Source organism: Sphingomonas sp. SDUR79 (assembly GCF_056821745.1).
Map to the genome: position 1 here is coordinate 862,175 of NZ_JBPDIN010000001.1, position 25,103 is coordinate 887,277.

Here is a 25,103-nt window from a genome sequence, read left to right on the forward strand (position 1 = left end):
TTCACCGTCTTGCGTTGCCCCATGGGGATGCTTCTTTGCGGAATTGTTACAACTGTATCAAGCGAATTGTGCGTTGCAAAAAAGCATCACCTCGCGGCTATCACAATCGCGTTCCACGCCGCCTCGTCGATCACGCGAATCCCAAGCTCTGCGGCCTTTTTGAGCTTCGATCCGGCGCCCGGACCGGCGACGATCAGGTCGGTTTTGGCCGACACCGATCCCGACACGCGCGCTCCCAACGACTCTGCCTGCGCCTTCGCCTCGTCGCGACTCAGCGTTTCGAGCGATCCGGTGAACACCACGGTCTTGCCGGACACCTCCGAGTCGCGTGCTTCGACGATGAACGGGGGCGGGGCGATCTCGGCGAGCAGATCGTCCCATACCGCGCGATTGTGCGGCTCGTGGAAAAAGTCCGCCAGCGCATGGCCGACCGCCGCGCCGACATTCTCGATGCCGATATGCTCGGCGATCGCCTTGTCGCGCCGCGCATTGAACCTGGCTTCAGGCTCCCCGATCGCCGGGGTGATCGACGCGCGCAGGGCGATGATCTCGTCCGCCAGTGCGGCCAGGGCGGGGAGGGTGGCGAGCCGTTTCATCAGATCGCGCGCGGTGATCGCGCCGACGTGCCGGATGCCAAGGCCGAACAGCAGTCGCGCCGCATCCGGCTCCCGCTTGGCCTCAATCGCGGCAAGCAGGTTGTCGACCGACTTCTCCTTCCACCCCTCGCGCAGCAGCAGCGCGTCGCGATGCTGGCTCAAGCGGAAGATGTCGGCCGGCTCGGCGATCCAGCCCAGCTCCAGAAACTCGACGATCGTCTTCTCGCCCAGCCCCTCGATGTCGAGCGCGCCGCGGCTGACAAAGTGCTTGAGTCGCTCGAGCCGCTGCGCCGGGCAGATCAGCCCGCCGGTGCAGCGCACATCGACCTCACCCTCCTCTCGCGTCGCCTCCGACTGACAGATCGGGCAATGGGTGGGAAAGACGAACGCCGGCCGATCGACGTCGCGCGTCAGATTTTCGACAATCTGCGGGATCACATCGCCCGCGCGCTGCAACACCACCCGGTCGCCAGGGCGCACGCCCAGCCGCGCGATCTCGTCGGCATTGTGCAGCGTCGCATTTGTCACGACCACGCCACCCACCGTCACCGGCTCCAGCCGCGCCACCGGGGTCAGCTTGCCGGTGCGCCCGACCTGAATGTCGATGTCGCGCAGCGTCGTCTCGGCGCGCTCCGCCGGGAATTTATGCGCGATCGCCCAGCGCGGTGCCCGCCCGACACTGCCCAGCCGCTCCTGCCAGTCGATCCGGTCTACCTTGTACACCACCCCGTCAATGTCGAACGGCAGGTCCGCGCGCAGCCTTTCGATCTTGCGATACTGCGCCAGTGCGGGTTCGACCTGCGCGCATGCGACGAACAGCGGATGGACCGGAAAGCCCCAGGCTTCGATCGCCTTCATCACCGCAAACTGGCTCTCGCCCGGCAGCGCGCTGATCTCGCCCCAGCCATGCGCCAGGAATCGCAGCGGCCGCGCAGCGGTGACGCTCGCATCCTTTTGTCGCAGCGACCCGGCGGCTGCGTTGCGCGGATTAGCGAACTGGCGCGCTTCCTTGCCAATCTCCTCCGCCTCGGCGAGCAGCCGCGCGTTGAGCGTCAGAAAGTCGTCCTTGGCCATATAGACCTCGCCCCGCACCTCGAACACATCCGGGGCATCGGCGGGCAATTCGGTCGGGATGTCGGATATCGTCAGCGCATTGGCGGTGACATTCTCACCCACCTGCCCATCGCCGCGCGTCGCCGCCAGCACCAGCCGACGCCCCTCATAGCGTAGCGAGCAGGACAGCCCGTCGATCTTGGGCTCGGCGGTCAGGGCAACGCGGTCGCCTTCGCCCAGCGACAGGAACCGCCGCACGCGCAACACGAACTCGATCACATCCTCGTCGCTGAACGCATTGTCGAGGCTCATCATCGCCCGCGCATGCGGCACCTTGGCGAGATGCCCGGCCGGCGCCGCACCGACCAGCCGCGACGGCGAATCCGCCCGCACCAGCCGCGGGAACGCCGCCTCGATCGCGGCATTGCGCCGGACCAGCGCGTCATAGGCGGCGTCGCTGATCTCGGGCGAATCCTCGGTATGATACAGCGCGTTGTGGCGCGCGATCTCGGCGGCGAGCCGCTCCAGTTCGGCGGCGGCGTCAGTCTCGGTAGCGGGGAGGGTGTCCATCAGGCTTCGCTAGCCGGGTTGGCTGGCGCATTGAAAGCCCCATTCGTCGTGTCGCGTGTCCGGCTGTCCCGGATTTGGTTACTGCCGTATTCTCCGTGCTTGAGCCGCGCTGCCGCGCGATGCTAAGCCCCGCGCACCGGGGAGGGGTTTCTGGTGACTGAACATGCAATGCGCGCGTCCGCGCCGCATTATGACACGACGCTCGACCGTGCGGGGCTCGCGCTGGCCCTGGGCGGCGCATTGGGTGGCCTCGTCGTGCTGCTGCTCGTCATTGCAGCGGGACAGCGCGAGGCGGTGTCGCTGGGTGCCGCATGGGTGCTCGGCACGATCTTCTCGGCGCTCGGCATCGCGGGGGCCGGGGGGCCGCTCTGGCTGGTCCTCCACCTCGCCGGCTATCGCCGCGCGTGGCACGCCGCCGTGCTGGGGGCGCTGATCTCGCTGGTGCTGTTCGTCGGGGCCCAGACCTATGGCTTCGGCTTCCTCGCCGTGCCGGCCAGCGATCTGCGCACCACCTTGTTCCGCTGGATCAGCGCACTCGGCACCAGTGCGCTGCTGGCGGTCGTCGCTGCGGGGATCGCGCTGGCGATGTGGCGGGTGGCATATCGCCGGGTGATGTGACCCCCTAATTCCTCCCCTGAGCTTGTCTCGGGGGAGGGGGACCGCCGCCGAAGGTGGTGGTGGAGGGGCGGCTGCGCAGACAGCCGTGGGCATCTCGGCAAAATTCCGCCCTCTGCGAGGGCGGCCCCTCCGTCAGCGCTACGCGCTGCCACCTCCCCTGCGGGGCAGGGGAGGAATACTACGCCTTCGTCCCCGGACAATCGCCGATCCGCTTGCCGGAAGTCTTCGCCTTGATCTTCATCGTCTGCGCGCCGCCCGGCATGGTCGTTTCCATGTCGTTGTCGATCGCAAAGGCGTCGTCGCTGAACGTCCCGCTGATCTTCATCGTCATCTTGCCGCCATCGGCATCGCACACCATCGTCCCGTCGATCTTCCCACCGGCCATCGTGAACGTCTCATAGGTGCAGCGGCCCTTGCTCTGCGCCAGCACCTCGGCCGGGGGCGACTTTGCCTGCTCGGGCGTCACGCAATTCTTTCCGACCTGCTTCTTCTGCAGCATCAGCTTGGTCATTTCGTCCTTCATCGGACCCTCGAGCCCGGGAATGTCGATCGACACCGTCTCGACCGTGGTCTCCCACTCCCCCGGATTGAACCGCGCCCCACCCGCCGCATCGACCTTGGCAGCGACCTCTTCGGGCGAGGCGTTGGTGACGGACACGTCGCCACTGCCACAGGCGGCAAGAGCAAGGGCGGCGATGGGGGTGAAGGCGATGGTGCGCATGAACGGGCTCCTCTCGGTTTCGCGATGATGCTGAACCCGTGTGCCACAAAGCGCAACAGACAAGGCGCGGCAATATGTTCTTTATTTGTTCTCGTAATCATGCTACCGCAAACGCGGAGGCGAGTGCGCATGAGAATCCTGCATCCCTTGGGCTTTCCCGACCACTCGGATCACGGCGTCGCCAACCCGGCGCGTCGGCGTCGCTCAACTGACGCGCAGCTGTCGCGTTCCGGTCCTGTCGCAGTCGCGTCGCGGTGCGGTCCCCGTCGTGTCACTGGCATGCATCGATCGCGATGGTGTCGCGTTCCAGTCGCGTCTCCCGTGCCGCTCTCTGGGGAACCGCCCGCAACCCGCGTGTTTTTGTCAGCATCGTCTGTCAGCCTGACAGTCGCCCCCATTTGCACCCCCATCTGAAGGCCCCATATTCCCCCCATGGCGATCCAGATCCGTACCAGTCTTGCCGAACCCGAAACCGGCCCCGGTTTCGTTCCCCACCGCCCGCAACGCCCGCAAAAGAGCGAGGGCGGGCGGCCGTTCAAGCTGGTCAGCGACTATTCCCCCGCCGGCGATCAACCGACCGCGATCGAGGAACTGACCGAAGCGGCCTTGGCGGGGGAGCGCGATCAGGTGCTGCTCGGCGTCACCGGCTCGGGCAAGACGTTTACGATGGCGAGCGTCATCAACAATCTTCAACGCCCGGCGCTGATCCTCGCCCCCAACAAGATCCTCGCCGCGCAGCTCTATGGCGAGTTCAAGAGCTTCTTTCCCGACAACGCGGTCGAATATTTCGTCAGCTATTACGATTATTACCAGCCCGAGGCGTACGTCCCCCGGTCGGATACGTACATCGAGAAGGAAAGCTCGGTGAACGAGGCGATCGACCGGATGCGCCACTCGGCCACCCGATCGCTGCTCGAACGCGATGACGTCATCATCGTCGCCTCGGTGTCCTGCATCTACGGCATCGGCTCTGTCGAAACCTATTCGGCCATGATCTTCGACCTCAAAAAGGGTCAGGTCGCCGACCAGCGGGAGATCATCCGCAAGCTCGTCGCGCTGCAATACAAGCGCAACGACGCCGCCTTTGCCCGCGGCAATTTCCGGGTGCGCGGGGACAGCCTCGAAATCTTCCCGTCGCACTATGACGACACCGCCTGGCGGATCAGCTTCTTCGGCGACGATATCGAGGAGATTACCGAATTCGATCCGCTGACGGGCTCAAAGGTCGCAAACCTCGACAGCATCCGGGTCTATGCCAATTCGCACCACGTCACCCCCGGCCCCACGCTCAAACAGGCGATGGAGGCGATCAAGCACGAACTCGCCGAGCGGCTGAAGGAACTGCATATCGAAGGCAAGCTGCTCGAAGCGCAGCGGCTGGAGCAGCGCACCAATTTCGACCTTGAGATGATCGCCGCGACCGGCAGCTGCGCGGGGATCGAGAATTACAGCCGCTTCCTCACCGGCCGCCTGCCCGGCGAGCCACCGCCGACGTTGTTCGAATATCTCCCCGAAAACGCGCTGCTGTTCGTCGATGAGAGCCACCAGACGGTGCCACAGATCGGCGCGATGGCGCGCGGCGATCACCGACGCAAGATTACGCTCGCCGAATATGGCTTCCGCCTCCCAAGCTGCATCGACAACCGCCCGCTGCGCTTCAACGAATGGGATGCGATGCGGCCACAGACCGTCAGCGTTTCGGCGACGCCCGGCGGCTGGGAGATGGAGCAGACCGGCGGTGTGTTCAGCGAACAGGTGATCCGCCCCACCGGCCTGATCGACCCGCCGGTCGAGATAAAGCCGGTCGAGGAACAGGTCCAGGATCTGATCGTCGAATGCCGCAAGACCGCCGAGCTGGGTTATCGCACCCTCGTCACCACGCTGACCAAGCGCATGGCCGAGGATTTGACCGAGTATATGCACGAAGCCGGACTCAAGGTCCGCTACATGCACAGCGACGTCGAAACGCTGGAGCGGATCGAGTTGATCCGCGACCTTCGGCTCGGTGTCTACGACGTGCTGATCGGCATCAACCTGCTGCGCGAGGGGCTCGACATCCCCGAATGCGGTCTGGTCGCGATCCTCGATGCCGACAAGGAAGGGTTCCTGCGTTCGGAAACCTCGCTGATCCAGACGATCGGCCGCGCGGCGCGCAACGTCGATGGACGCGTGATCCTCTACGCCGACCGCATCACCGGCAGCATGGAGCGCGCGCTCAACGAAACCAGCCGCCGCCGTGAGAAGCAGGAGGCTTATAACCGCGAACACGGCATCACCCCGACCACGATCAAGCGCAATATAGGCGACATCATCGCCCATGTCGCGTCGAAGGATCAGGTGACGGTCGAGATCGAGGATGGCCCGGCGCACATGGTCGGCCACAACCTGCGCGCGTACATCGAGGAACTCGAAAAGAAGATGCGCAACGCCGCCGCGAACTTGGAATTCGAGGAGGCGGGCCGCCTGCGCGACGAAATTCGCAGCCTCGAAGCCGAAGAACTCGGCCTCCCCGCTGGAGAGCACAAGGCACCGGTGATGGGCCGCAGCAACGAGGGGAAGCCGGGCACGCGCAAGACGCGGTACGGCAAGGTGCAGCGCAAATGGGGCGGGGGGAAAAAGTGAGCCGGTTGAGCCGCGCCGCGGCTTCGCCCATAAGGCGCGGCATGCGCTTCATTCCCCTTCTCGCGGCGTCGGTCGCCCTCGCCAGCTGCTCCAACGTCGTTCCTCCGGCACCCGCTCCGGCGCCGCCGCCGCGCCCGGTGCCGGCTCCGGCGCCCGCTCCGGCACCTCCGCCGCCGGCGGCCAGCAGCGACTGGCGCGACTGGGCCCCAGCTCGGGGTGACTGGAGCTACCGGCAGGAAGGGCAGGGGACGATCGCGCTGTTCGGGCTGCGTGCCGACCAGCCCGAACTGTCGCTGCGCTGTGATCGCGCGACGCGACAGGTGCAGATTGCCCGGCGCGGTGAAGCGCCGGGGCCGATCACCATCCGCACTTCGACCACCGCGCGCAGCTTCAATGCCCGGCCAACGCCCGGCGCGCAGCCCTATGTGGCGGTGATGCTCGCCGCGAACGATCCGATCCTCGACGCGATGGGCTACAGCCGCGGCCGCTTTGTGGTTGAAATGCCGCCACTTGCGCCATTGGTCGTCCCGACCTGGGCAGAGGTGCAGCGCGTGGTGGAGGATTGTCGGCGCTGAAGTTTCGACGCCAGACTCTCAGAATCGTATAAATTCCGGATAATTACAAGACTTGTTCTCGCTTCCCGGAGTCGCCACATTCGGGATGTACCCAGATCGGGGTACGCCGTTTCAACAAGCGAAAGGAGGTGATCCGATGTCTCATGGTTCAGCAGTGAGGTCGGTTCAGTTCGTTCGGGAGACGCGCCGCTAAGCTTTCTGCATCGGATGGCCGCCGGAGGCGCTCCGTCCGATCTGGCGTTCGGGAGGTATCCTCCTCCAATCAACGACGCCGCAGAATGCGAACCGCGGTCCGCATGGTCTCCCGGGCTGGAGCTCTCCGGCCGCTGACCATGTCGGAGGTCACCGGGTGCCAGAGATGGCCCCGGTGGCCTCTTTCATTTTCAGATGAGGTAAACGACCAGATAGCGCGCCACCAGCGCCACCATCACCGCAATGCTCGCAGTCCGGCCCCGCACGACCATCGCCGCGATCATCAGCACCAGCAGCACCACCGCCAACCCCGCCGCCAACGGCCGCTGCAGATTGACCGCCAGCTCCGGAATGCTGGCATAAAAAGCGATCTGGCAGATCAGCAGCCCCAGCATCACCCCCAGTACGATCCGCCGCACCCGAAAATAATGCGCGTCCAGATCGGCAAGCTCCCCCGGCTCGCGCGGGAACACCAGATGCGCGGCGAGATAATAGGCACCGGCAAACGCCGTCACTGCCATCATCGAATGGCCAGAAACGCCGACGACATCCCGCGCTGTCCATGCCGCCCCCCAGAAGGAAAGCAGGTCGAGCAGCACGAAGATGCCGAGCAACGGCGTCAGCCAGCCGATCCGCACCGTCGCCCCGGGCCGCAACCGCGCCTCGATCGCCCGGGCCAGACCGCCCAGCACTTCGACGATCGACAGGCCGAGCAACAGCCCGAACAGCGCGAAGATGAACTCGAATTCGCTCATGGATTTCCCCCCGCCACCCACTATCCATGACGATACCGCCCTGTCGAGCGAAAGGCCTGCCGATCATGTCCGACCGCATCCTCGTCCTATACGGCTCCTACCGCCGCGACCGCATGGGCATCCGCCTCGCCCGGTGGCTGACGGCACAGCTGAATGCGCGAGGATGCCATGCCGAGCTGATCGATGCGATGGCGGTGGACCTCCCGATGCTCGACCGGATGTACAAGGAATATCCGAAGGGCGAGGCACCTGAGGCGATGGAAACGCTGGCCGCCAAGATCAATGCGGCGGACGGATTCCTGTTCGTCACCGGTGAGTATAATTGGGGGATGCAGCCGGGCCTCAAGAACCTGACCGACCATTTCCTGGAAGAGTGGTTCTGGCGTCCCGCCGCGATCGCCAGCTATTCGGCCGGGCGGCTGGCCGGCGCGCGCAGCAATTCGATGTGGCACCCGACGCTCAGCGAAATGGGCCTGGTCGTGATCTCGTCTACGTTGACAGTCGGCCAGATCGGGCAGGCCATCGACGCCGACGATCAACCGCAGGGGGAGGGCGGAGCGTCCCTTACCCGCGCGTTCCCGCGCTTCGCCGACGATTTGCTATGGTGGGTCGAAGCGGCGAAGGCGCAGCGCGTCCGGCGCGACCCGCCCTATTAGACAAGGCTGACCAATAGCCAGGTGAGCAAGGCGACCAGCAGCAGCGGGCTCGCCAGTATCAATCCGATCACCAGCATCACCCGAGCCGCCTGCCGCGCGCCGAACCCTGCGCGCGAGCTGGCGTAAATCACCCACAGTAGTCCGAAAAACCCGTTGTTGCGCATCATGCGTCACCCAATGCCTTGAGCCGGTAGAGCGCGTCCAGCGCCTCGCGCGGACTCAGCGCATCGACGTCTAGCGCTTCCAGCTCCGCCCGCAACGGATCGACCGGCGCCGCTTCCTCCGCCACCATCGCGGCAAACAGCGGCAGGTCGTCCAGCCCGGCGGCGATCCCGCCGGTCCTTTCGCGCCCGGCCTCCAGCTTGGCGAGCACTGCCTTGGCGCGGCTGATCGTCACCGGCGGCAGCCCCGCGAGCCGCGCGACGGCAAGGCCGTAGCTGCGATCCGCCGGTCCTTCGGCCACCTCGTGCAACAGCACCAGATCGCCTTTCCACTCGCGCGCGCGCACATGGTGCAGCGACAGCGCCTCACACCGCTCCGCCAGCCGCGTCAGCTCATGGTAATGCGTCGCGAACAGGCAGCGGCAGCGATTATCCTCATGGATCGCCTCGACCACCGCCCAGGCGATGGCGAGGCCGTCATAGGTGCTGGTCCCGCGCCCGACCTCGTCGAGGATGACGAAGCTGCGCGGCGTCGCCTGCGCCAGGATCGCGGCGGTCTCGACCATCTCGACCATGAAGGTCGATCGCCCGCGTGCGAGATTGTCCGACGCGCCGACGCGGCTGAACAAGCGATCCACCAGCCCCAGTTGCGCCCGCGCCGCCGGGACATAGGCCCCCGCCTGCGCCAGCACCGCGATCAGCGCATTCTGGCGCAAAAAGGTCGACTTGCCGCCCATGTTCGGCCCGGTGACCAGCCACAGCCGGTTGCGCTCCGAAAGCACGCAGTCATTCGCGACAAAGCGCTCGCCGCTCCGCGCCAGCGCGGTCTCCACCACCGGGTGCCGCCCGCCCTCGACCTCGAAACACGCGTGATCGACCAAAGCGGGTCGCGTCCAGCCGCCCTCCGCCGCGCGCTCGGCCAACCCCGCCGCCACGTCGAGCCGGGCGAGCGCATCGGCGGTCGCGGCAATCGCTTCGCGCGTCGCCAGTGCGGCGGCGGTCAGATCCTCCAGATGCGCCGCCTCCGCCGCCAGCGCATGCGCGCCGGCCTGCGTCACCTTGACCGCGATCTCGTGCAGCTCGGGCGCGTTGAAGCGCACCACACCGGCCAGCGTCTGCCGGTGCGTGAACCCGCTGTCCGCCACCATCAGCGCGTCGGCATGTTTCGCCGCAACCTCGATATGATAGCCGAGCACGCCGTTGTGCTTGATCTTGAGCGCCGCGATGCCGGTGCGGTCGCGATATTGCGCCTCCAGCGCCGCAATGGCGCGCCGCCCACCCGCGCCCGCGTCGCGCAGATCGTCGAGCGCGGCGTCATAGCCCTCGGCGATATAGCCGCCGTGCGCCGCATCGATCGGCGGGGCAGGGACGAGTGCCCGCTGAAACAGGTCGATCAGCGCGCCATGCCCGCGCAGCTGCGGCGCAAGCTCGGTCAGCAGCACGGGCGCATCTGCCAGGCGCCCCAATTTCTCGCCCAGCCGCCACGCGCCGTCCAGCCCGTCGCGTAGCTGCCCCAGATCGCGCGGGCTGCCACGCCCCGCTGCGAGCCGTCCCAGCGCGCGCCCGATATCGGGCAGGCTGCGCAACGTCCCCCGCACATCCTCACGCAGGCCGGGGTCGTCGTGAAACCGCTGAACCAGATCCAGCCGCGCCTCGATCGCCGCGACATCCATCAGCGGCGCGGCGAGATCCTGCCCCAGCAATCGCGCACCTGCCCCGGTCACCGTCCGGTCGACCGCATCGAGCAGGCTGCCCTTGCGCGTCCCCGACTGGCTCTGCGTCAGCTCCAGGCTCTCGCGCGTCGCCGCGTCGATCGCCATGCACGCATCCGACCGGGTGATCCGCGGCGGGCGCAGAAACGGCAGGGAACCCTTTGCCGTATGGTCGAGATAGGCGATCAGCCCACCCGCCGCCGCCAGCGCCGCGCGCCCGAACTGGCCGAACCCGTCCAGCGTCGCCACGCCGAACAACGCCTTGATCCGCGCCTCGCCCCGGCTGCTGTCAAACTCGCCGCGCGGGCGGGTGGTGGTGGCGAGCAGCGCCGCCTCGCTCCCCTCGGCCACGACGATCTCGGCCGGGTTGAGCTGGGCGAGCACCGCCCCGACTGCTTCGGCGCTGCATTCCAGCAGTTCGAACCGGCCGGTGGAGATGTCGGCAGCAGCAATGGCGACCGCGCCGCCCGCTTCGCCGATCGCGGCGCACCAGTTCGCACTGCGGCTGTCGAGCAAAGCTTCTTCGGTTAACGTTCCCGCAGTGACAACGCGGATGATCGCCCGCGCGACCAGCGCCTTGGACCCGCCGCGCTTCTTTGCCTCTTCGGGCGTCTCGATCTGGTCGGCAATGGCGACGCGATGCCCCGCCTTGATCAGCCGCGCCAGATACCCCTCGGCCGAATGCGCGGGCACGCCGCACATCGGAATCTTGTCCCCGCCATGCTCGCCGCGCGACGTCAGCGCGATGTCGAGCACGTTGCTGGCGATTTTCGCATCGTCGAAGAACAGCTCGAAGAAATCGCCCATGCGATAAAAGAGCAGGCAGTCCTGAGACTCCGCCTTGAGCGCCAGATATTGCGCCATCATCGGGGTGGGGGCGGCGGTCATTGCGGGATCATTCTTCGATGGGGCGACGCGCGCCGTGGCGGATGCTTAGGACCGAGACTGTATCGCCGACGACCTGGTAGCGTAGAATATAGGGCGGAACGGTGACCATCTCTCGGGTGCCGTTACCGGCGGGGCGTCCGCGATTGGGGAAGTGTGTCAGACTGTCGGCGAGCGTAAAAACCCGGTCGCCCAAGCGTCGCGCCGCTGAGGCATCAAAGAGTTCGATGTATGAGACGATCAGGTCGAGTTGCTCGATCGCCTCATCTACCCAGACGACTTCAGCCATTCTTTGAACGGTTTGCGATCGGGGGTGCCCCAGGTGCGAAGCCAACGGCTGACCGTTTCATGGTCGTAGGACCGACCCGCCGCGAGATCGGCACGGGCGCGTGCATCGGATGCGGCAATCGCTTCCGGGTCCGGCTCGCTGAAGATTTCGCGCTCATGCTCCATCCCGCGCACCATAGAGCGTCGGCATTAGCTTGCCTAGGTCCGGCTTGTGTGTGGAAGTCCACACATTCCACCGTTTCGGCCACACCATTTCGACAGTTTCCCCCGCCTTCCCCTGCGTCAATGCGCGTTGCAATCTGCGTCCGCTCGCCCCTAAAGGGAAGCCGACCGGGAGAGCGAAATGTCCGAAGAAGCCAATATCCAGTTTTCCGAGCGCGAGGCGCTGCTGTTCCACTCGGAGGGCCGGCCCGGCAAGATCGAGATCATCGCATCCAAACCGCTGACCACCCAGCGCGATCTGGCGCTCGCTTATTCGCCCGGCGTCGCGGTGCCCGTGCAGGCGATCGCCGACGATCCCGCAACCGCCTATGACTATACCGCCAAGGGCAACCTGGTCGCGGTCATCTCGAACGGCACTGCCATTTTGGGCATGGGCAATTTGGGGGCATTGGCGTCCAAGCCCGTGATGGAGGGCAAGGCGGTGCTGTTCAAGCGCTTCGCCGACGTGGATTCGATCGATATCGAGTTGAAGACCGAGGATGTCGATCGCTTCATCGACGCGGTCGAGCTGATGGAGCCGAGCTTTGGCGGCATCAACCTTGAGGATATCAAGGCGCCCGAATGCTTTATCATCGAGCAGACGCTGCGCGAGCGGATGAACATCCCCGTCTTTCATGACGACCAGCACGGCACCGCGATCATCACCGCCGCCGGCCTGATCAACGCCTGCCTGCTCACCGGGCGCAGCCTTGGCGATATCAAGGTGGTGGTGAACGGCGCGGGCGCCGCCGCCATCGCCTGCACCGAATTGATGAAGGCGATGGGCGTGCGGCACGAAAATGTGCTGATGTGCGACCGCACCGGCGTCATCACCACCGATCGCGAAGGCGTGAACCAGTGGCAGTCGGCCCATGCGGCGACCACCGACCGCCGCACGCTGACCGAGGCTCTGGTCGGGGCCGATGTGTTTCTGGGCCTGTCCGCCGCCGGTGCGCTCAAGCCCGAGATGGTCGTGGACATGGCCCCGGCACCGATCATCTTCGCGATGGCCAATCCCGAGCCCGAAATCCGGCCCGAACTGGCCAAGGCCGCGCGCCCCGATGCGATCATCGCCACCGGACGGTCGGACTATCCCAATCAGGTCAACAATGTCCTCGGCTTCCCGTTCATCTTCCGCGGCGCGCTCGATGTGCGCGCGACGGCGGTGAATGAGGAGATGAAGATCGCCGCCGCCCGCGCCATCGCCGAACTTGCGCGCGAACAGGTGCCGGAGGAAGTGGCGCTGGCCTATGGCAAGGCGCACAGCTTCGGCCCGGAATACATCATCCCCGCACCGTTCGACCCGCGCCTGATGGAAGTCGTGTCGATGGCGGTGGCGAAGGCGGCGATGGACTCGGGCGTTGCGACCAAGCCGATCCTCGACATGGCCGCCTATCGCCACACGCTTCGCGGTCGCCTCAACCCGACCACTTCGGTGCTGACGCTTGCCTATGAAGGCGCGCGTGCGCACCCCAAGCGCGTGATCTTTGCCGAGGCGGAGGAGGAAGTCGTGCTGCGCGCCGCAATCGCCTTCCGCGACGGCGGCTATGGCACGCCGGTGCTGGTCGGCCGCGACGACGTGCCGGAGCGGCTGCGCGCGCTCGGCGTCAGCGACCCGGACAGCTTCGAACTGCACAACAGCCGCAACTCGCCGCTCGTCCCGGCGATGGTCGATTTCCTGTACAACCGGCTCCAGCGCCGTGGCTATCTGCGCCGCGATTGCGAGCGGATGGTGAACCAGGACCGCAACATCTTCGGCTCGCTGCTGCTGCAGCTGGGTGAGGGCGATGCGATGATCACCGGCGTCACCCGCACCTATTCGCAGACGCTGCGCGAAGTGCGCCGCGTGATCGACGTCGCCGATGGCCGCACCGCGTTCGGCATGCACTTGATGGTCGGCCAGTCGCACACCGTGTTCATCGCCGACACGACCGTCAACGAACGCCCCAGCGCCGAGGAACTGGCCGACATCGCCGAGCAGACCGCCCAGGTCGCGCGCCAGATGGGCCACGAACCGCGCGTCGCGTTCCTGAGCTATTCGAACTTCGGCAATCCGAAGGGCGCGTTTCTCGAAAATATCCGCGATGCGGTGAAGGTGCTCGACGGGCGCGGCGTCAGCTTCGAATATGAAGGCGAGATGGCCCCCGACGTGGCACTCAACCCGCGCCAGCTCGCCAATTACCCCTTCGCCCGCCTGTCCGGCCCGGCCAACATCCTGATCATGCCGGGCCTGCAGTCCGCGCATATTTCGGCCAAGCTGCTGCGTGAGCTGGGCGGCGACAGCATGATCGGCCCGATGCTGGTCGGCATGGAAAAGCCGGTTCAGGTCGCACCGATGACCAGCAGTGCGGGTGATCTGGTGACGCTGGCGGTCCTCGCAGCGGGAGGGATCGCGCGCTAGAGCCTATTCGGACAGGAACACCACGCCGGGGATCGCCGGGCCGCGCGTCGGCTCGGCGAGCCGGCCGTCCGCCTGAATCCGCATCACCGCGACATTGCCCGATCGCTCGTTTGCGACGAGCAGTTCGTTCCGGTCTTCGCGGAGCAGGAACAGGCGCGGCCAGTGCCCGCCGCAGCTGACATGCTGTATCAGGGTCAGGTTGCCGTCGCGTGCGATGGCGAACACGGCGATGCTGTCATGGCCCCGGTTGGACAGATACAGCCGCGTCCCTGCGCGGTTGACCGCGATATGTGCGCCATAGGATGCACCACCGAAACCGGCGGGCAGGGTCGAGAGCGTCGTACCCGCCGTGAATGCGCCGTCGGCATTCGCACGCAGCACCGTCACCGTATTCGCCAGCTCGGCCAGTAGATAGGCGACCGGCAGCCGCGGGTGCCAGGCAAGGTGGCGCGGCCCCGACCCGGGCGCGGCGCGATACGCAACATCGCTGCGGATGACGCGTCCCGACGCCGGGTCGACGCGATGCGCGAACACCGCATCCGCGCCCAGATCGACCGCGTGAAGCGTCCGCCCGTCCCGACTGAACCCGACCCAATGCGCATGCGGCGCTGCCTGCCGACGCAGGTTCGGCCCGCTGCCGCTGTGCGCGACGCTTTGTGCCGCACCGACCGGCAGTCCGGTCTTTCCGTCCAGGCGCCACAGAGCGACGTTGCCGCTGGAGTAGTTCGCCACGGCAAGCATCCCGCCATCGGGGCTGAGTGCGGCATGACAGGGATGCGCGCCCAGAGTGGGAACGGTGACGAGCGGCTTCATCGCGCGGTCGTAAATGCCGAGCGCGCCAGTTTCGTTTTCGTCGAGCAGGTAGCGCACGTGGCCGTCGTGCGACCTCACTCCGAAAGAAGCGTTGTGGATCGCGGCGAAGGGCGCGCCCGCCGTCCAGCCATCCGGCTTGGCGATCAACGGAACGACGCCCGCGCCGCCCCGGCTGGCATAAGTGCCGGCGATCAGGCTATCGGGTGCGGGGGCCATAGCAGCCGCCGGGCTGGCGGCGACGGCAAGGGTGCCGGCGAGGAAACTGCGGCGGGACGGGGCGAATGGGGAGCCGGTCATCCTCCCTAGAAAGCCTTCTACGCCCTCTGCGTCAACGCAGCTTTGAGCAAGCGGGCGTTTTGCGTTTCCGCTATCGGGACCCGCTGGCGATACAAAGCGTTGCGCGGTAGCATTGTCGCAGCCGGGCCTCGGGTTCGATCCCAAGGGCCGCATTGAATGGAGCCTATCGCCGCATGACGCCCCCTACCGAGTCGACCGGCAGCGCTTTCCCGACTGTCGGCCGGGTTGCCACGATTACCATCACGATCCTGGCGATCGTTGGCTTTGCGTGGATGCTGCTCGAATTGTCGGGCTTCATCATGCTGATCTTCGCGTCGCTCGTGCTCGCTGCGATCTTTGGCGTGATCACCCAGGCGGTGAGCCGCTGGACCGGCATCGGGCGCGGCCTGTCGCTCGGGATCTCGGTCATCCTCATCCTCGCCGTGTTCGGCGGCGCGTTCACGCTGTTCGGCTCGCAGCTCGCCGGTGAGTTCGACACGATCCAGGACAGCATCCCGCCCGCGATCGAACAGGTCCGCGCGTTCTTGGAACGCGCCGGGCTCAGCGAGTCGGTGCGCAAGATGGTCGAGCAGGGGAGCAGCGACGTGTCGCGCTTCGCCAGCCAGGCCGGCGGCTATGTGCTGACCGCCACCAACGGCATCGCCAATTTCGTCCTCGTCTTCGTCGCCGCCATTTTCCTTGCCAGCGATCCGGCGGTGTATCGCCGCGGTCTGTTGCTGCTGATGCCGCATCGTGCCGAGCCGACCATGGCTGCGGCGCTGGACGATGCCTCGCGCGGCTTGCGTGGCTGGATGGTTGGGCAGGCGGTGTCGTCGCTGGTGGTCGCCGCCTTTACCTGGGCCGGGCTTGCGCTGCTCGGCGTGCCGGCGGCGGGCGGGCTGGGCCTGATCGCCGGGCTGCTCGACGTCATCCCGATGATCGGCCCGATCATCGCCGGGGTGCCGGCCGTGCTGCTCGCCTTCACCGTCTCGCCGATCACGGCGCTGTGGACGGTCGTGCTGTTCCTGGTCATCCAGCAGATTCAGGGCAATTTCCTGCAGCCGATGATCCAGAAACAGGCGGTCGACGTGCCGCCGGCCATCCTTCTTTTCGCCGTGGTCGCCGCGGGGCTGCTGTTCGGCTTCCTCGGCGTCCTGCTCGCCGCCCCGCTGACCGTCGTGGTCTATGTGCTGGTCCAGCGCATCTATGTCCGCACCCTGCTGGGGAAGGACATCAAGATCGCCGGCCAGACCGAAGACGCAGACTAGGCGTCGATGCTGACCCCCAGCGAGGCATTGACGAGCCCGCCGTCTACTACCAGCGTATCGCCGACGACATAATCCGACGCCCGGCTGGCGAGGAAGATCGCGGCGCCGGCCATGTCCTCAGGCGTACCGACGCGGCGCATCGGGATGCGCTTGGCGACTTCATCGCCATGGTCGCGCGCGGCGCGGTTCATTTCGCTGGCGAATGCGCCGGGCGCCAGGCTGGTGACGATGATCCCGTCGCGGATCAGCCGCGCGGCCATGCGCTTGGTCAGGTAGATCAGCGCCGCCTTGGACGCATGATAGCTGTAGGTTTCCCACGGATTGAGCCGCAGGCCGTCGATCGAGGTGATGTTGATCACCTTTGACGGCGCGTCATGGCTGGCGCGGGCCTTGAGCAGGTCGTGCAGCGCCTGCGTCAGGAAGAAGGGCGATTTCACGTTGAGGTCCATGACCTTGTCCCAGCCGGCCTCGGGAAACTCCGCGAATTCGACACCCCATGCCGCGCCGGCATTATTGACGAGGATGTCGAGATGCGGCTCGCGTTCAGCCAGCGCTGCTGCAAGTGCTTTGCAGCCCTCGACGGTCGAGACGTCCATCGGCAGCGGAATACAGTTCGGGCCGAGTTCGGCGGCGGTTTCCTCGCACGCCGGGGCCTTGCGCGATGAGATATAAACTTTGGCACCCTGCGCGATGAAGCCTTCGGCGATCATCTTGCCAATGCCGCGGCTGCCGCCGGTGACGAGGGCGACCTTGCCGGTCAGGTCGAAGAATTTGCTGGTGTCCATGTCTCTCCCTTTCGTCAGCCGCCGCGCTTCAACGTCTCACGCGCGATGATCAGCTGCTGGATCTGGCTGGTGCCTTCGTAGATGCGGAACAGGCGCACATCGCGATACAGCCGCTCGATCCCGTAATCGGCGATATAGCCCGCGCCGCCGAAGATCTGCACCGCACGGTCGGCGACGCGGCCGACCATTTCGGTTGCGAACAGCTTCGCCGCTGCGCTCTCCATCACCACGTCCTTGCCCGCGTCCTTGGCGGCTGCCGTCTCGAGCACCAGCGCGCGGGCGGCCAGCGCCTCGGTCTTGCTGTCGGCGATCATCGCCTGGATCAGCTGGTGCTCGGCAATGGCTTTGCCGAACTGCTTGCGCTCGGTCGCATAGGCGACACAGTCGGCGACCAGCCGCTCGGCCACGCCGACACTGACCGCGCTGATATGCAGCCGACCACGGTCGAGCACGCGCATTGCGATCTTGAAGCCTTCGCCCTCTTCGCCGAGGCGGTTGGCGACGGGGACGGGGACATCGTCGAAGATCACGTCTGCAACCTTCGCGCCCTTCTGCCCCATCTTCTTCTCGGGCTCGCCGATGCTGACGCCCGGCAGGTCGCGCGGAACGAGGAAGGCGGAAACGCCGCGCGCGCCCGGCTCGTCGCCGGTGCGGGCCATTACGGTGAACAGCGACGCCTTGTCGGCATTGGTGATGTAGCGCTTGGTGCCGGACAGGCGGTAGACATCGCCATCGTGCACCGCGCGGGCTTTCACTGCGCCGCTGTCGCTGCCGACATCGGGTTCGGTCAGCGCAAAGCTGGTGACGATCTCCCCGGTTGCGATTTTCGGTAGCCACTCCGCCTTCTGCTCGGGGGTGCCGGCCATCACGAGGCCCTGCGAGCCGATGCCGACATTGGTGCCGAAGGTCGAGCGGAACGCCGGGGTGGTGCGCCCGAGTTCGAGTGCGACCCGGCATTCCTCGACCATATTCAGGCCCAGCCCGCCATACTCCTCCGCGATCGACAGGCCGAACAGGCCGAGCGCCTTCATTTCCTCGACGATGTGCGCCGGAATTGCGTCGGCCTCTTCGACCTCAGCCTCCAGCGGACGCAGTCGTTGGGCGACGAAGCGGCGTACCGTGTCGATCAATGCGTCAAAGGTTTCGGCGTCGAGGCTCATATCCGGCGATCCTGCTCCATACCCTGTTTTCGAATTGTGGGTTAGCAAAGCGAAACTTGGCCGTCACCGGAAAATATGTTAGAACATTCGTATGAACAAGCCGCTCAAGCTCATCAAGATCGGGAATTCCACCGGCGTAATTCTGCCCAAGGACGTGCTTGCGCGCCTGAGGGTGGGGCAGGGGGATGAGGTGTTTTTGAGCGAGGCGCCGGGCGGATTCGCGCTGTCGGCGAACAATCCTGATCTCGCTGAGGCAATGGCGTTGGCGGAAGAAATTATGCGCGAGGATCGCGATATTCTGGCTGTGCTGGCGCGTTAAGTAGCCATGGCTCAGTTTCGGTTCCTCGATGCTCATATCGCGCGGGCGGTTCATGACCGGCAGCTTGCCGAGCATGGCGGGTTGGTCGGCGTCAAGGATGACGGGTTGCTCGAATCTGCAATTGCCCGGCCCTTGCACAAACTCGCGTATGGCGAGGACGATCCCTTCGTGCTGGCAGCGGCCTATGGCTATGGTATTGTGCGCAATCATCCCTTTGCCGATGGCAACAAGCGCACGGCATGGGTCATGGCGCGGCTCTTCCTGAAGCTGAACAATATCGCCATCGCCTTCGACAAGGCCGATGCGATCCGCACGATGCTGGCCCTTGCCGCTGGCGAGTTGAGCGAGGATGCGTTGGCCGCTTGGCTGCGCAGTCACCACCACCCCTAAGCCAAACACCCGCCGGGACCAGCCCGGCGGGCATCGTTCCTCCCCAGGAAGGCGGTGCCGCGTCAGCCGAGGCGGCCGAGGCGGTGATAGAGGTTGGCGAACTGGACCGAGCGGGGATCGTCGGCGATCTTGCGGGTGTAATCGGCCACCGCTTCCTTGAGCAGGGCGAAGTCGGCGGTCGAGAAGACCGGGCGGGCAGTCGCGGGTTCGGGGGTCTTCATCAGCTTGCTCCTGTAAACTGTCGTGCATTCTGTATGACTCTCGAATGGCGATGCTGACAATTTTAATAGGCTGTCAGCGCGGTCATGGTGTAGTCTGAGCATGACAGCCGAGTGGATGTTATGTAAATAATTGACACGGGCTGATTGAGTCGAACATAGCAGGAACAAGGGCTGTAGGACATGGCTGAGCGCAAATTGTTTGCCGGGCATGCGGTTCGCCGGCTGCGGCGCGGGCAGGGGCTGACTCAGGCGGCGATGGCCGAGATGCTGGGGGTGTCCGCCAGCTATCTCAATTTGGTCGAGCGCAACCAGCGGCCGCTGTCAGCGACGCTGATGCTGAGCCTTGCGCAGGTGTTCGACTTTGACCCGCGCACGCTGGCAGCGGGGGAGCCGGGTGGGGGCGAGGAGGCGATGCGGCGGCGGCTGGCCGACCCGCTGTTCGCCGATATCGAGATCGATCGCAGCGAGCTGACCGAATGGCTCGCGGGCGCACCCGGCGGGGCGGAGGCGTTTGCGCGCGCCTATGACCGGATCGGGGCGGGCGGAACGGTGGCGACCGGGGACGCCGAAGATCCCGGCGCGGCGGTGCGGCGCGAGGTCGAACGCTGGCGCAACCATTTCGCCGATCTTGACGCTGCCGCCGAAACGCTCGCCGACGAGCTGCGGATCGCATCGAGCGACCCGTTCGGTGCGATGGCCGAGCGGCTGCGGGTCAAGCACCAGCTGTCGATCCGCGTCCTGCCGATCGAGGTGCTGGCCGGATTGCGCGTGCGGCTCGACCTGCATGCGCGCCAGCTGCAATTGTCCGAAGCGCTCGATCCGCCGAGCCGCGTCTTCGCCCTCGCCCGCCAGCTGGCGAGCGAGGCGCGGGCCGAGATCGAGGGGCTGGTGCGTGGCGCGGGCTTTGCCGACCGCGTCGCCGAGCGGCTGTATCGCCGCCACCTCGCCGGTTATTTCGCGGCGGCGGTGATGATGCCCTATGCCCGCTTCCTGCGCGCGTGCGAGGCGACCGGATACGACCTCGAACTGCTGCGCCGCCGTTTCGGGGCGAGCGCGGAGCAGGTGGCGCACCGGTTGACCACATTGCAGCGCGTCGGCGCGCGCGGCCTGCCCTTCTTCATGCTGCGGATCGACCGGGCGGGGCAGGTGTCGAAGCGTTTTGCCGGAGCGAGCGGATCGCCGCTGGTGGAATCCGCCGTGCCGTGCCCGTTGCTAGACGCCTACGCCGCCTTTGCGCGGCCCGACGAGCGGATCGTCCAGCTGGTCCAGCTGGAAGACGGCTCGCGCTGGTTCACCAGCTCGCGCTGCGTCGCTCCGCCCGGCGGCTGGGCGGGGGCGGTGCGTGCGCGCTTCGTGGTGACGCTCGGCCTGGCGGCAGAGGCGGCGACGGGGCTGGCTGCGGCGCGCGGGCTGGATTTTGGCGGAGAGGCGGTGCCGGTGGGCCTGGGCTGCCGCGCCTGCACCCGCGAATGTCCGCAGCGCAGTGCGCCGCCAACGGGGCGTGCGATGCTGGTCAACGAACGCGAGGCGGGTGTGTCGCCCTTCGGGTTTGCGGGAGACTGAGCCGCTTCGTTCCGATTGGAAACACAGCGTTTCTTGGCGAGTGCAATAAAGTCTGACACACTTTTGCGACAAGTTGGTTGGAATAGTTGATGTTCCCCCCGGTTGGTGTAGCGCGCTCCCCATGCGAATGATTCTTGTTCTGACGGCTGCGGCTGCGGCTCTGGCTTCCTGCGGCGGCGGCGACGCCGCGCAGAAAAAGGGCCGTGAGCCGCCGCTGGTGACGCTGGGCGCGGTCCAGTCGGCGCGCTTCGTCGAACGGATCGACGCGGTCGGAACCGCGCGCGCCAATGAACAGGTGACGCTGACCGCGCCGGTTACCGAACGCATCCTGCGCCTCAATTTCGAGGATGGCGCCTATGTCAGCCGGGGCCAGGTGATTGCGGTTCTGGCGCAGGGTCAGGAGACTGCACAGCTGGCGCAGGCGAGTGCGCGGGCGCGCGAGGCGCAGCAGCAGCTCGACCGGCTGGAGGAGCTCAAGAACCGGGGCTTTGCGACGCGCAGCGCGGTCGATGCGCAGCAGGCGCTGGCCAGCCAGGCCGGGGCGCAGGCGGCGGAAGCCCGGGCATCGATCGGCGATCGCGTGGTGCGCGCGCCATTTGCCGGCTGGGTGTCGCTGCGCAACATTTCCGCAGGGGCGGTGGTGAGCGCAGGGACCGAGATTGCGACGGTCAGCGACGTCAGCCGGATCAAGCTCGATTTCACCGTGCCCGAGACGTTGCTGGCACAATTGGAGCCCGGTCAGCCGATCGTCGCGGTTGCCGCCGCCTATCCCGACCAGCCGTTCCGCGGCACGGTCGCCACGATCGACCCGGTGCTGAACCCGCAAACCCGCGCCGCCACCGTGCGCGCCGTGCTCGCCAATGGCGACCGCAAGCTCAAGCCCGGGATGCTGCTGACCGTCAGCATCGAATCCCAGGCCCGGACCGCCGCCGCCGTTCCCGAGCTGGCGGTGGTGGGCGAGGGCGAGCAGAGCTTTGTCTTCATCATCGAGAATGGCAAGGCGAAGCGTGTGCAGATTCGCACCGGGCTGCGTCAGAACGGTCTGGTCGAGGTGACGCAGGGCCTGAAGCCTGGTCAGCGCGTCGTAACCGAAGGCGTGGTCAAGATCGCCGAGGGGCAGCAGGTGCGCACCGCCGGACCCGGCAATGCGGCCCCCAAGGCTGGCGGCCAGGCCAAGGGTAACTGATGCAGCTGTCCGACCTCTCCGTCCGGCGGCCCGTCTTCGCCGCGGTGCTGGCGATCCTGCTGGCGATTATCGGCGTGGTCGGGTTTCTGAGCCTGTCCGTCCGCGAATATCCCGACACCGATCCGCCGGTCGTGTCGGTCGAAACCGCCTATACCGGCGCCGCCGCCAGCGTGATCGAGGCGCGGATTACCCAGCCGATCGAAGAGGCGCTGTCGGGCATCGAGGGAATCGAAACGATTACCTCACGGTCGCGCGACGGCGTGTCGGACGTGTCGATCGAGTTCCGCGCGGGTCGCGATATCGATTCCGCCGCCAACGACGTGCGCGACCGCATCGGCAGCGTCGCCGAGGACCTGCCCGAAGAGGCGCTGGCCCCCGAAGTGCGCAAGGTCGATGCCGACAGCTCGCCGATCCTGTTCCTCGTCATTTCGCGCCCCGGCTGGTCGCGGCTCGAACTGTCCGACTATGTCGACCGCAATCTCGTCGACCGGTTCAGCACGATCGACGGTGTGGCGCGCGTGTTTGTGGGCGGTGAAGCGCGGCCATCGATGCGCATCTGGCTCGACGCGAGCAAGCTCGCCGCATTCGGCCTGACCCCCGCGAATATCGAAACCGCGCTGCGCAGCCAGAATGTGGAGCTGCCCGCCGGGCGGCTCGAGGCGCAGCAACAGAACCGCACGCTGCGCGTCGAACGGCCGTTCGGGAGTCCGGAAAGCTTTGCGGGGCTGGTCGTCGGGCGCGGCGAGGACGGCTATCTCGTCCGGCTGGGCGATGTCGCGCGGGTCGAGGTGGATGCCGAGAACCCGTATAGCGCATTCCGCATGAATGGTCAGTCGGCGGTGGGCCTGGGCGTTGTGCGTCAGTCGGGCGCCAACACGCTGCAGGTCGCGCAGGCCGCCAAGGACGCTGCCGAGGCAATGAAGCCCGACCTGCCTGAGGGGATGACGATCACCGTCGGGTCGGACGATTCGCTGTTCATCGGCCGTGCAATCGACAAGGTGTGGCAGACGCTGGCCGAGGCGGCGATCCTGGTGGTACTGGTGATCTTTCTGTTCCTGGGGTCGTGGCGGGCGACGCTGATCCCGGCGGTGACAGTGCCGATCTGCCTGCTCGGCGCTTGTGCGGTGCTGTGGCTGTTCGGCTTTTCGATCAACCTGCTGACCCTGCTGGCGCTGGTGCTCGCAATCGGCCTGGTGGTCGATGACGCGATCGTGGTGCTGGAGAATGTCTATCACCGGATCGAGGAGGGGGAGACCCCGCTGGTTGCGGCGTTCCAGGGGACGCGGCAGGTCGGATTCGCGGTGATTTCGACGACGTTGGTCGTGTGCGCGGTGTTCGTGCCGATCTGTTTCCTGTCCGGTCAGACCGGCTTGTTGTTCCGCGAACTGGCGGTGGCGATGATCGGCGCGGTCGCCTTTTCCGGCTTCCTCGCGCTCAGCCTGACGCCGATGCTGTGCTCCAAAATGCTGAAGCAGGAGAAGCGCGGGCGGTTCACCGGCTGGGTCGACGACCAGTTCCGCAAGCTCGAGAATGTCTATGGCCGCTGGCTCGGCCGCGCGATTACCAAACCGCTGCTGCCGCTGACCGGTGTGCTGGCATTCCTGTTCGCCGCCGGCGCGGCCTTCATGACATTGCAGTCCGAGCTGGTGCCGCCCGAGGATCAGGGCATCGCGCAGGTTCAGGTCAGCGCGCCCGAAGGCACCGGCTTCGACCAGATGGACGCCTATATGCTTGGCGTGCAGGGCAAGCTGCTGCCGCTGGTGGACGAGGGCACGGTGCGCACGATCATCACGCGGACCCCCGGCGGGTTCGGCGCGAGCGATGATTTCAACAGCGGCGCGTTCATCGTGTTCCTGAAACCCTGGGAAGATCGCGAGAAATCGACGCAGGACATCGCCCAGCAGATCAATCGCATCCTTGCCGACGAACCGGCGGTGCGCGGCAATGCGCAGGTCCGCTCGGCGCTGGGGCGTGGGCGCGGACAGCCGATCAACTTCGTGCTGGCGGGCAACACCTATGAAGGGCTGGCCGCCGCGCGCGACCGTATCCTCGCCGCCGCCGCCGCCAATCCCGGCATCATCAACCTCGATTCCGATTACAAGGAAACCAAGCCGCAGATGCGGATCGAGGTCGATACGACGCGCGCCGGCGACCTTGGCGTATCGGTCAACGATGTCAGCCAGGCGTTGCAGACCCTGCTCGGCTCGCGCCGCGTCTCGACCTATCTCGACCGCGGCGAGGAATATCGCGTGATCGTTCAGGCGGATGCGGAGAACCGCTCGACCCTAGCCAACCTCGCCCAGATCCAGGTGCGCGCGCGCGACGGGGCGCTGGTGCCGCTGTCCAACCTTGTCACTACGCGCGAAGTGTCCGGTCCCCGCGACCTTGGCCGCTATAACAAGCTGCGCGCGATCACCCTGTCGGGTGCCGTCGCGCCGGGCTATTCGCTGGGCGAAGCGCTGACCTTCCTGCAGGAACAGGCGGCGCAATCGCCCGAAGTGATGGCGGTCGGCTATCGCGGCGAGAGCCAGGCGTTCGTCGAAACTGGTGGGTCGATCCTGCTGGTGTTCGGGTTGACCATCCTGATCATCTACCTGCTGCTTGCCGCGCAGTTCGAAAGCTTCGTGCACCCCGGCGTGATCATCATGACCGTGCCGCTGGCGGTCGCGGGCGGGATGCTGGGGCTGTTCTTCTTTGGCAAAACGTTGAACCTGTACAGTCAGATCGGCATCGTCATGCTGGTCGGCCTCGCGGCCAAGAACGGCATCCTGATCGTCGAATTCGCCAACCAGCTCCGCGATGAGGGCAAGGAGATTGCCGAGGCGATCCGCCTCGCCGCTGCCAGGCGTCTGCGCGCAATCCTGATGACGTCGATCGCGACGGCGGCGGGCGCGGTGCCGCTGATGATCGCGAGCGGGGCGGGGGCGGGCGCGCGGTCGGCGATCGGCGTGGTGATCGTGTTCGGGGTCATGCTGGCGACGCTCATCACCTTGTTCCTGATCCCGATCCTCTATAGCAGGCTTGCCAAGTGGACTGGTTCGCCCCAAGCGGTGAGCCGGGAGCTTGACGCGGCGATGGCATCGCCGCAACCGGCCGAATAGGGCGGCTACAAGAAC

The 25,103-nt window shown here is 66.3% G+C and carries 22 protein-coding genes; 11 read left to right on the forward strand and 11 right to left on the reverse strand.

The features are described 5' to 3' along the window. Positions 1–86: 86 nt before the first annotated feature. A complete protein-coding gene (gene ligA / locus ACRYLO_RS04180) occupies positions 87–2,222 on the reverse strand; it encodes an NAD-dependent DNA ligase LigA (RefSeq protein ID WP_482661667.1) in 2,136 nt (711 codons plus the stop codon). A gap of 150 nt (positions 2,223–2,372) precedes the next feature. On the opposite strand from ligA, the gene ACRYLO_RS04185 reads away from it, so the two are divergent. Next, positions 2,373–2,837 carry a hypothetical protein gene (locus ACRYLO_RS04185; protein ID WP_482659011.1) on the forward strand — a complete coding sequence of 155 codons (465 nt, stop codon included), beginning with the start codon at positions 2,373–2,375 and terminating at the stop codon, positions 2,835–2,837. 178 nt (positions 2,838–3,015) lie between these two features. Here ACRYLO_RS04185 and ACRYLO_RS04190 read toward each other — a convergent pair whose 3' ends face one another. After that, positions 3,016–3,558 (reverse strand): DUF3617 domain-containing protein, encoded by a 543-nt coding sequence (locus ACRYLO_RS04190; RefSeq protein ID WP_482659012.1) that lies wholly within the window; start codon positions 3,556–3,558, stop codon positions 3,016–3,018. A gap of 432 nt (positions 3,559–3,990) precedes the next feature. Here ACRYLO_RS04190 and uvrB point away from each other — a divergent pair, with 432 nt between their 5' ends. Continuing rightward, the gene (gene uvrB / locus ACRYLO_RS04195; protein WP_482659013.1) at positions 3,991–6,180 is read left to right on the forward strand and encodes an excinuclease ABC subunit UvrB; all 2,190 of its coding nucleotides are present in this window, start codon (positions 3,991–3,993) and stop codon (positions 6,178–6,180) included. 41 nt (positions 6,181–6,221) lie between these two features. Beyond that, complete coding sequence (locus ACRYLO_RS04200; RefSeq protein WP_482659014.1) at positions 6,222–6,755, forward strand: hypothetical protein; 534 nt, start codon at positions 6,222–6,224, stop codon at positions 6,753–6,755. A 383-nt stretch (positions 6,756–7,138) separates the two neighbouring features. Here the strand turns inward: ACRYLO_RS04200 and ACRYLO_RS04205 are convergent, their stop codons facing one another. Continuing rightward, on the reverse strand, positions 7,139–7,702 hold the full coding sequence (locus tag ACRYLO_RS04205; RefSeq protein ID WP_482659015.1) for a hypothetical protein: 564 nt from the start codon (positions 7,700–7,702) through the stop codon (positions 7,139–7,141). 65 nt (positions 7,703–7,767) lie between these two features. Between ACRYLO_RS04205 and ACRYLO_RS04210 the strand changes: the two genes are divergently transcribed. Continuing rightward, a complete protein-coding gene (locus ACRYLO_RS04210; protein ID WP_482659016.1) occupies positions 7,768–8,358 on the forward strand; it encodes an NADPH-dependent FMN reductase in 591 nt (196 codons plus the stop codon). On the opposite strand, the gene ACRYLO_RS04215 is transcribed toward ACRYLO_RS04210, so the two are convergent. From ACRYLO_RS04215 to ACRYLO_RS04230, 4 genes are read right to left on the reverse strand one after another with little or no spacing between them, the layout of a single operon-like run. Then, on the reverse strand, positions 8,355–8,525 hold the full coding sequence (locus ACRYLO_RS04215; protein ID WP_482659017.1) for a hypothetical protein: 171 nt from the start codon (positions 8,523–8,525) through the stop codon (positions 8,355–8,357). The two genes, ACRYLO_RS04210 and ACRYLO_RS04215, sit on opposite strands and share 4 nt — an antisense overlap. Continuing rightward, on the reverse strand, positions 8,522–11,098 hold the full coding sequence (gene mutS, locus ACRYLO_RS04220) for a DNA mismatch repair protein MutS (RefSeq protein ID WP_482661668.1): 2,577 nt from the start codon (positions 11,096–11,098) through the stop codon (positions 8,522–8,524). The genes ACRYLO_RS04215 and mutS overlap by 4 nt, the downstream gene beginning before the upstream one ends. Positions 11,099–11,126: 28 nt before the next feature. Further along, the gene (locus ACRYLO_RS04225) at positions 11,127–11,405 is read right to left on the reverse strand and encodes a type II toxin-antitoxin system RelE/ParE family toxin (protein WP_482659018.1); all 279 of its coding nucleotides are present in this window, start codon (positions 11,403–11,405) and stop codon (positions 11,127–11,129) included. Continuing rightward, positions 11,384–11,569, reverse strand: a complete 186-nt coding sequence (locus ACRYLO_RS04230; protein WP_482659019.1) for an antitoxin — start codon at positions 11,567–11,569, stop codon at positions 11,384–11,386. The genes ACRYLO_RS04225 and ACRYLO_RS04230 overlap by 22 nt, the downstream gene beginning before the upstream one ends. A gap of 178 nt (positions 11,570–11,747) precedes the next feature. Between ACRYLO_RS04230 and ACRYLO_RS04235 the strand changes: the two genes are divergently transcribed. Continuing rightward, the gene (locus ACRYLO_RS04235) at positions 11,748–14,006 is read left to right on the forward strand and encodes an NADP-dependent malic enzyme (RefSeq protein WP_482659020.1); all 2,259 of its coding nucleotides are present in this window, start codon (positions 11,748–11,750) and stop codon (positions 14,004–14,006) included. 3 nt (positions 14,007–14,009) lie between these two features. Here the strand turns inward: ACRYLO_RS04235 and ACRYLO_RS04240 are convergent, their stop codons facing one another. Then, positions 14,010–15,116, reverse strand: coding sequence for a lactonase family protein (locus ACRYLO_RS04240; protein ID WP_482659021.1), 1,107 nt, complete (start codon positions 15,114–15,116; stop codon positions 14,010–14,012). Positions 15,117–15,289: 173 nt separating this feature from the next. On the opposite strand from ACRYLO_RS04240, the gene ACRYLO_RS04245 reads away from it, so the two are divergent. Continuing rightward, complete coding sequence (locus tag ACRYLO_RS04245) at positions 15,290–16,363, forward strand: AI-2E family transporter (RefSeq protein ID WP_482659022.1); 1,074 nt, start codon at positions 15,290–15,292, stop codon at positions 16,361–16,363. On the opposite strand, the gene ACRYLO_RS04250 is transcribed toward ACRYLO_RS04245, so the two are convergent. Both ACRYLO_RS04250 and ACRYLO_RS04255 read right to left on the reverse strand, forming a co-directional pair. After that, on the reverse strand, positions 16,360–17,148 hold the full coding sequence (locus tag ACRYLO_RS04250) for a Rossmann-fold NAD(P)-binding domain-containing protein (RefSeq protein WP_482659023.1): 789 nt from the start codon (positions 17,146–17,148) through the stop codon (positions 16,360–16,362). The genes ACRYLO_RS04245 and ACRYLO_RS04250 overlap by 4 nt on opposite strands. A 14-nt stretch (positions 17,149–17,162) precedes the next feature. Then, positions 17,163–18,308 carry an acyl-CoA dehydrogenase family protein gene (locus ACRYLO_RS04255; RefSeq protein WP_482659024.1) on the reverse strand — a complete coding sequence of 382 codons (1,146 nt, stop codon included), beginning with the start codon at positions 18,306–18,308 and terminating at the stop codon, positions 17,163–17,165. Positions 18,309–18,399: 91 nt separating this feature from the next. Between ACRYLO_RS04255 and ACRYLO_RS04260 the strand changes: the two genes are divergently transcribed. Together ACRYLO_RS04260 and ACRYLO_RS04265 are read left to right on the forward strand one after the other, a co-directional pair. Then, the gene (locus tag ACRYLO_RS04260; RefSeq protein WP_482659025.1) at positions 18,400–18,627 is read left to right on the forward strand and encodes an AbrB/MazE/SpoVT family DNA-binding domain-containing protein; all 228 of its coding nucleotides are present in this window, start codon (positions 18,400–18,402) and stop codon (positions 18,625–18,627) included. A gap of 6 nt (positions 18,628–18,633) precedes the next feature. Next, positions 18,634–19,017, forward strand: coding sequence for a type II toxin-antitoxin system death-on-curing family toxin (locus tag ACRYLO_RS04265; RefSeq protein WP_482659026.1), 384 nt, complete (start codon positions 18,634–18,636; stop codon positions 19,015–19,017). A gap of 62 nt (positions 19,018–19,079) precedes the next feature. Here the strand turns inward: ACRYLO_RS04265 and ACRYLO_RS04270 are convergent, their stop codons facing one another. Continuing rightward, on the reverse strand, positions 19,080–19,238 hold the full coding sequence (locus ACRYLO_RS04270) for a hypothetical protein (RefSeq protein WP_186456931.1): 159 nt from the start codon (positions 19,236–19,238) through the stop codon (positions 19,080–19,082). A 180-nt stretch (positions 19,239–19,418) separates the two neighbouring features. Between ACRYLO_RS04270 and ACRYLO_RS04275 the strand changes: the two genes are divergently transcribed. The 3 genes from ACRYLO_RS04275 (at position 19,419) to ACRYLO_RS04285 (ending at position 25,088) form a co-directional block, all read left to right on the forward strand. Next, positions 19,419–20,801, forward strand: coding sequence for a helix-turn-helix domain-containing protein (locus ACRYLO_RS04275; RefSeq protein ID WP_482659027.1), 1,383 nt, complete (start codon positions 19,419–19,421; stop codon positions 20,799–20,801). 121 nt (positions 20,802–20,922) lie between these two features. Continuing rightward, the gene (locus ACRYLO_RS04280; RefSeq protein WP_482659028.1) at positions 20,923–21,987 is read left to right on the forward strand and encodes an efflux RND transporter periplasmic adaptor subunit; all 1,065 of its coding nucleotides are present in this window, start codon (positions 20,923–20,925) and stop codon (positions 21,985–21,987) included. Continuing rightward, positions 21,987–25,088, forward strand: a complete 3,102-nt coding sequence (locus ACRYLO_RS04285; RefSeq protein ID WP_482659029.1) for an efflux RND transporter permease subunit — start codon at positions 21,987–21,989, stop codon at positions 25,086–25,088. Before ACRYLO_RS04280 ends, ACRYLO_RS04285 begins: the two co-directional genes overlap by 1 nt. The last annotated feature ends 15 nt before the right edge of the window (positions 25,089–25,103 follow it).

Bases quoted from the DNA above. Each gene is read 5' to 3' on its own strand.
- ACRYLO_RS04190 (WP_482659012.1), bottom strand. From the start codon at position 3,558: ATGCGCACCATCGCCTTCACCCCCATCGCCGCCCTTGCTCTTGCCGCC.
- uvrB (WP_482659013.1), top strand. From the start codon at position 3,991: ATGGCGATCCAGATCCGTACCAGTCTTGCCGAACCCGAAACCGGCCCC.
- ACRYLO_RS04200 (WP_482659014.1), top strand. From the start codon at position 6,222: ATGCGCTTCATTCCCCTTCTCGCGGCGTCGGTCGCCCTCGCCAGCTGC.
- ACRYLO_RS04205 (WP_482659015.1), bottom strand. From the start codon at position 7,702: ATGAGCGAATTCGAGTTCATCTTCGCGCTGTTCGGGCTGTTGCTCGGC.
- ACRYLO_RS04210 (WP_482659016.1), top strand. From the start codon at position 7,768: ATGTCCGACCGCATCCTCGTCCTATACGGCTCCTACCGCCGCGACCGC.
- ACRYLO_RS04215 (WP_482659017.1), bottom strand. From the start codon at position 8,525: ATGATGCGCAACAACGGGTTTTTCGGACTACTGTGGGTGATTTACGCC.
- mutS (WP_482661668.1), bottom strand. From the start codon at position 11,098: ATGATGGCGCAATATCTGGCGCTCAAGGCGGAGTCTCAGGACTGCCTG.
- ACRYLO_RS04225 (WP_482659018.1), bottom strand. From the start codon at position 11,405: ATGGCTGAAGTCGTCTGGGTAGATGAGGCGATCGAGCAACTCGACCTG.
- ACRYLO_RS04230 (WP_482659019.1), bottom strand. From the start codon at position 11,569: ATGGAGCATGAGCGCGAAATCTTCAGCGAGCCGGACCCGGAAGCGATT.
- ACRYLO_RS04235 (WP_482659020.1), top strand. From the start codon at position 11,748: ATGTCCGAAGAAGCCAATATCCAGTTTTCCGAGCGCGAGGCGCTGCTG.
- ACRYLO_RS04240 (WP_482659021.1), bottom strand. From the start codon at position 15,116: ATGACCGGCTCCCCATTCGCCCCGTCCCGCCGCAGTTTCCTCGCCGGC.
- ACRYLO_RS04245 (WP_482659022.1), top strand. From the start codon at position 15,290: ATGACGCCCCCTACCGAGTCGACCGGCAGCGCTTTCCCGACTGTCGGC.
- ACRYLO_RS04250 (WP_482659023.1), bottom strand. From the start codon at position 17,148: ATGGACACCAGCAAATTCTTCGACCTGACCGGCAAGGTCGCCCTCGTC.
- ACRYLO_RS04255 (WP_482659024.1), bottom strand. From the start codon at position 18,308: ATGAGCCTCGACGCCGAAACCTTTGACGCATTGATCGACACGGTACGC.
- ACRYLO_RS04260 (WP_482659025.1), top strand. From the start codon at position 18,400: ATGAACAAGCCGCTCAAGCTCATCAAGATCGGGAATTCCACCGGCGTA.
- ACRYLO_RS04265 (WP_482659026.1), top strand. From the start codon at position 18,634: ATGGCTCAGTTTCGGTTCCTCGATGCTCATATCGCGCGGGCGGTTCAT.
- ACRYLO_RS04270 (WP_186456931.1), bottom strand. From the start codon at position 19,238: ATGAAGACCCCCGAACCCGCGACTGCCCGCCCGGTCTTCTCGACCGCC.
- ACRYLO_RS04275 (WP_482659027.1), top strand. From the start codon at position 19,419: ATGGCTGAGCGCAAATTGTTTGCCGGGCATGCGGTTCGCCGGCTGCGG.
- ACRYLO_RS04280 (WP_482659028.1), top strand. From the start codon at position 20,923: ATGCGAATGATTCTTGTTCTGACGGCTGCGGCTGCGGCTCTGGCTTCC.
- ACRYLO_RS04285 (WP_482659029.1), top strand. From the start codon at position 21,987: ATGCAGCTGTCCGACCTCTCCGTCCGGCGGCCCGTCTTCGCCGCGGTG.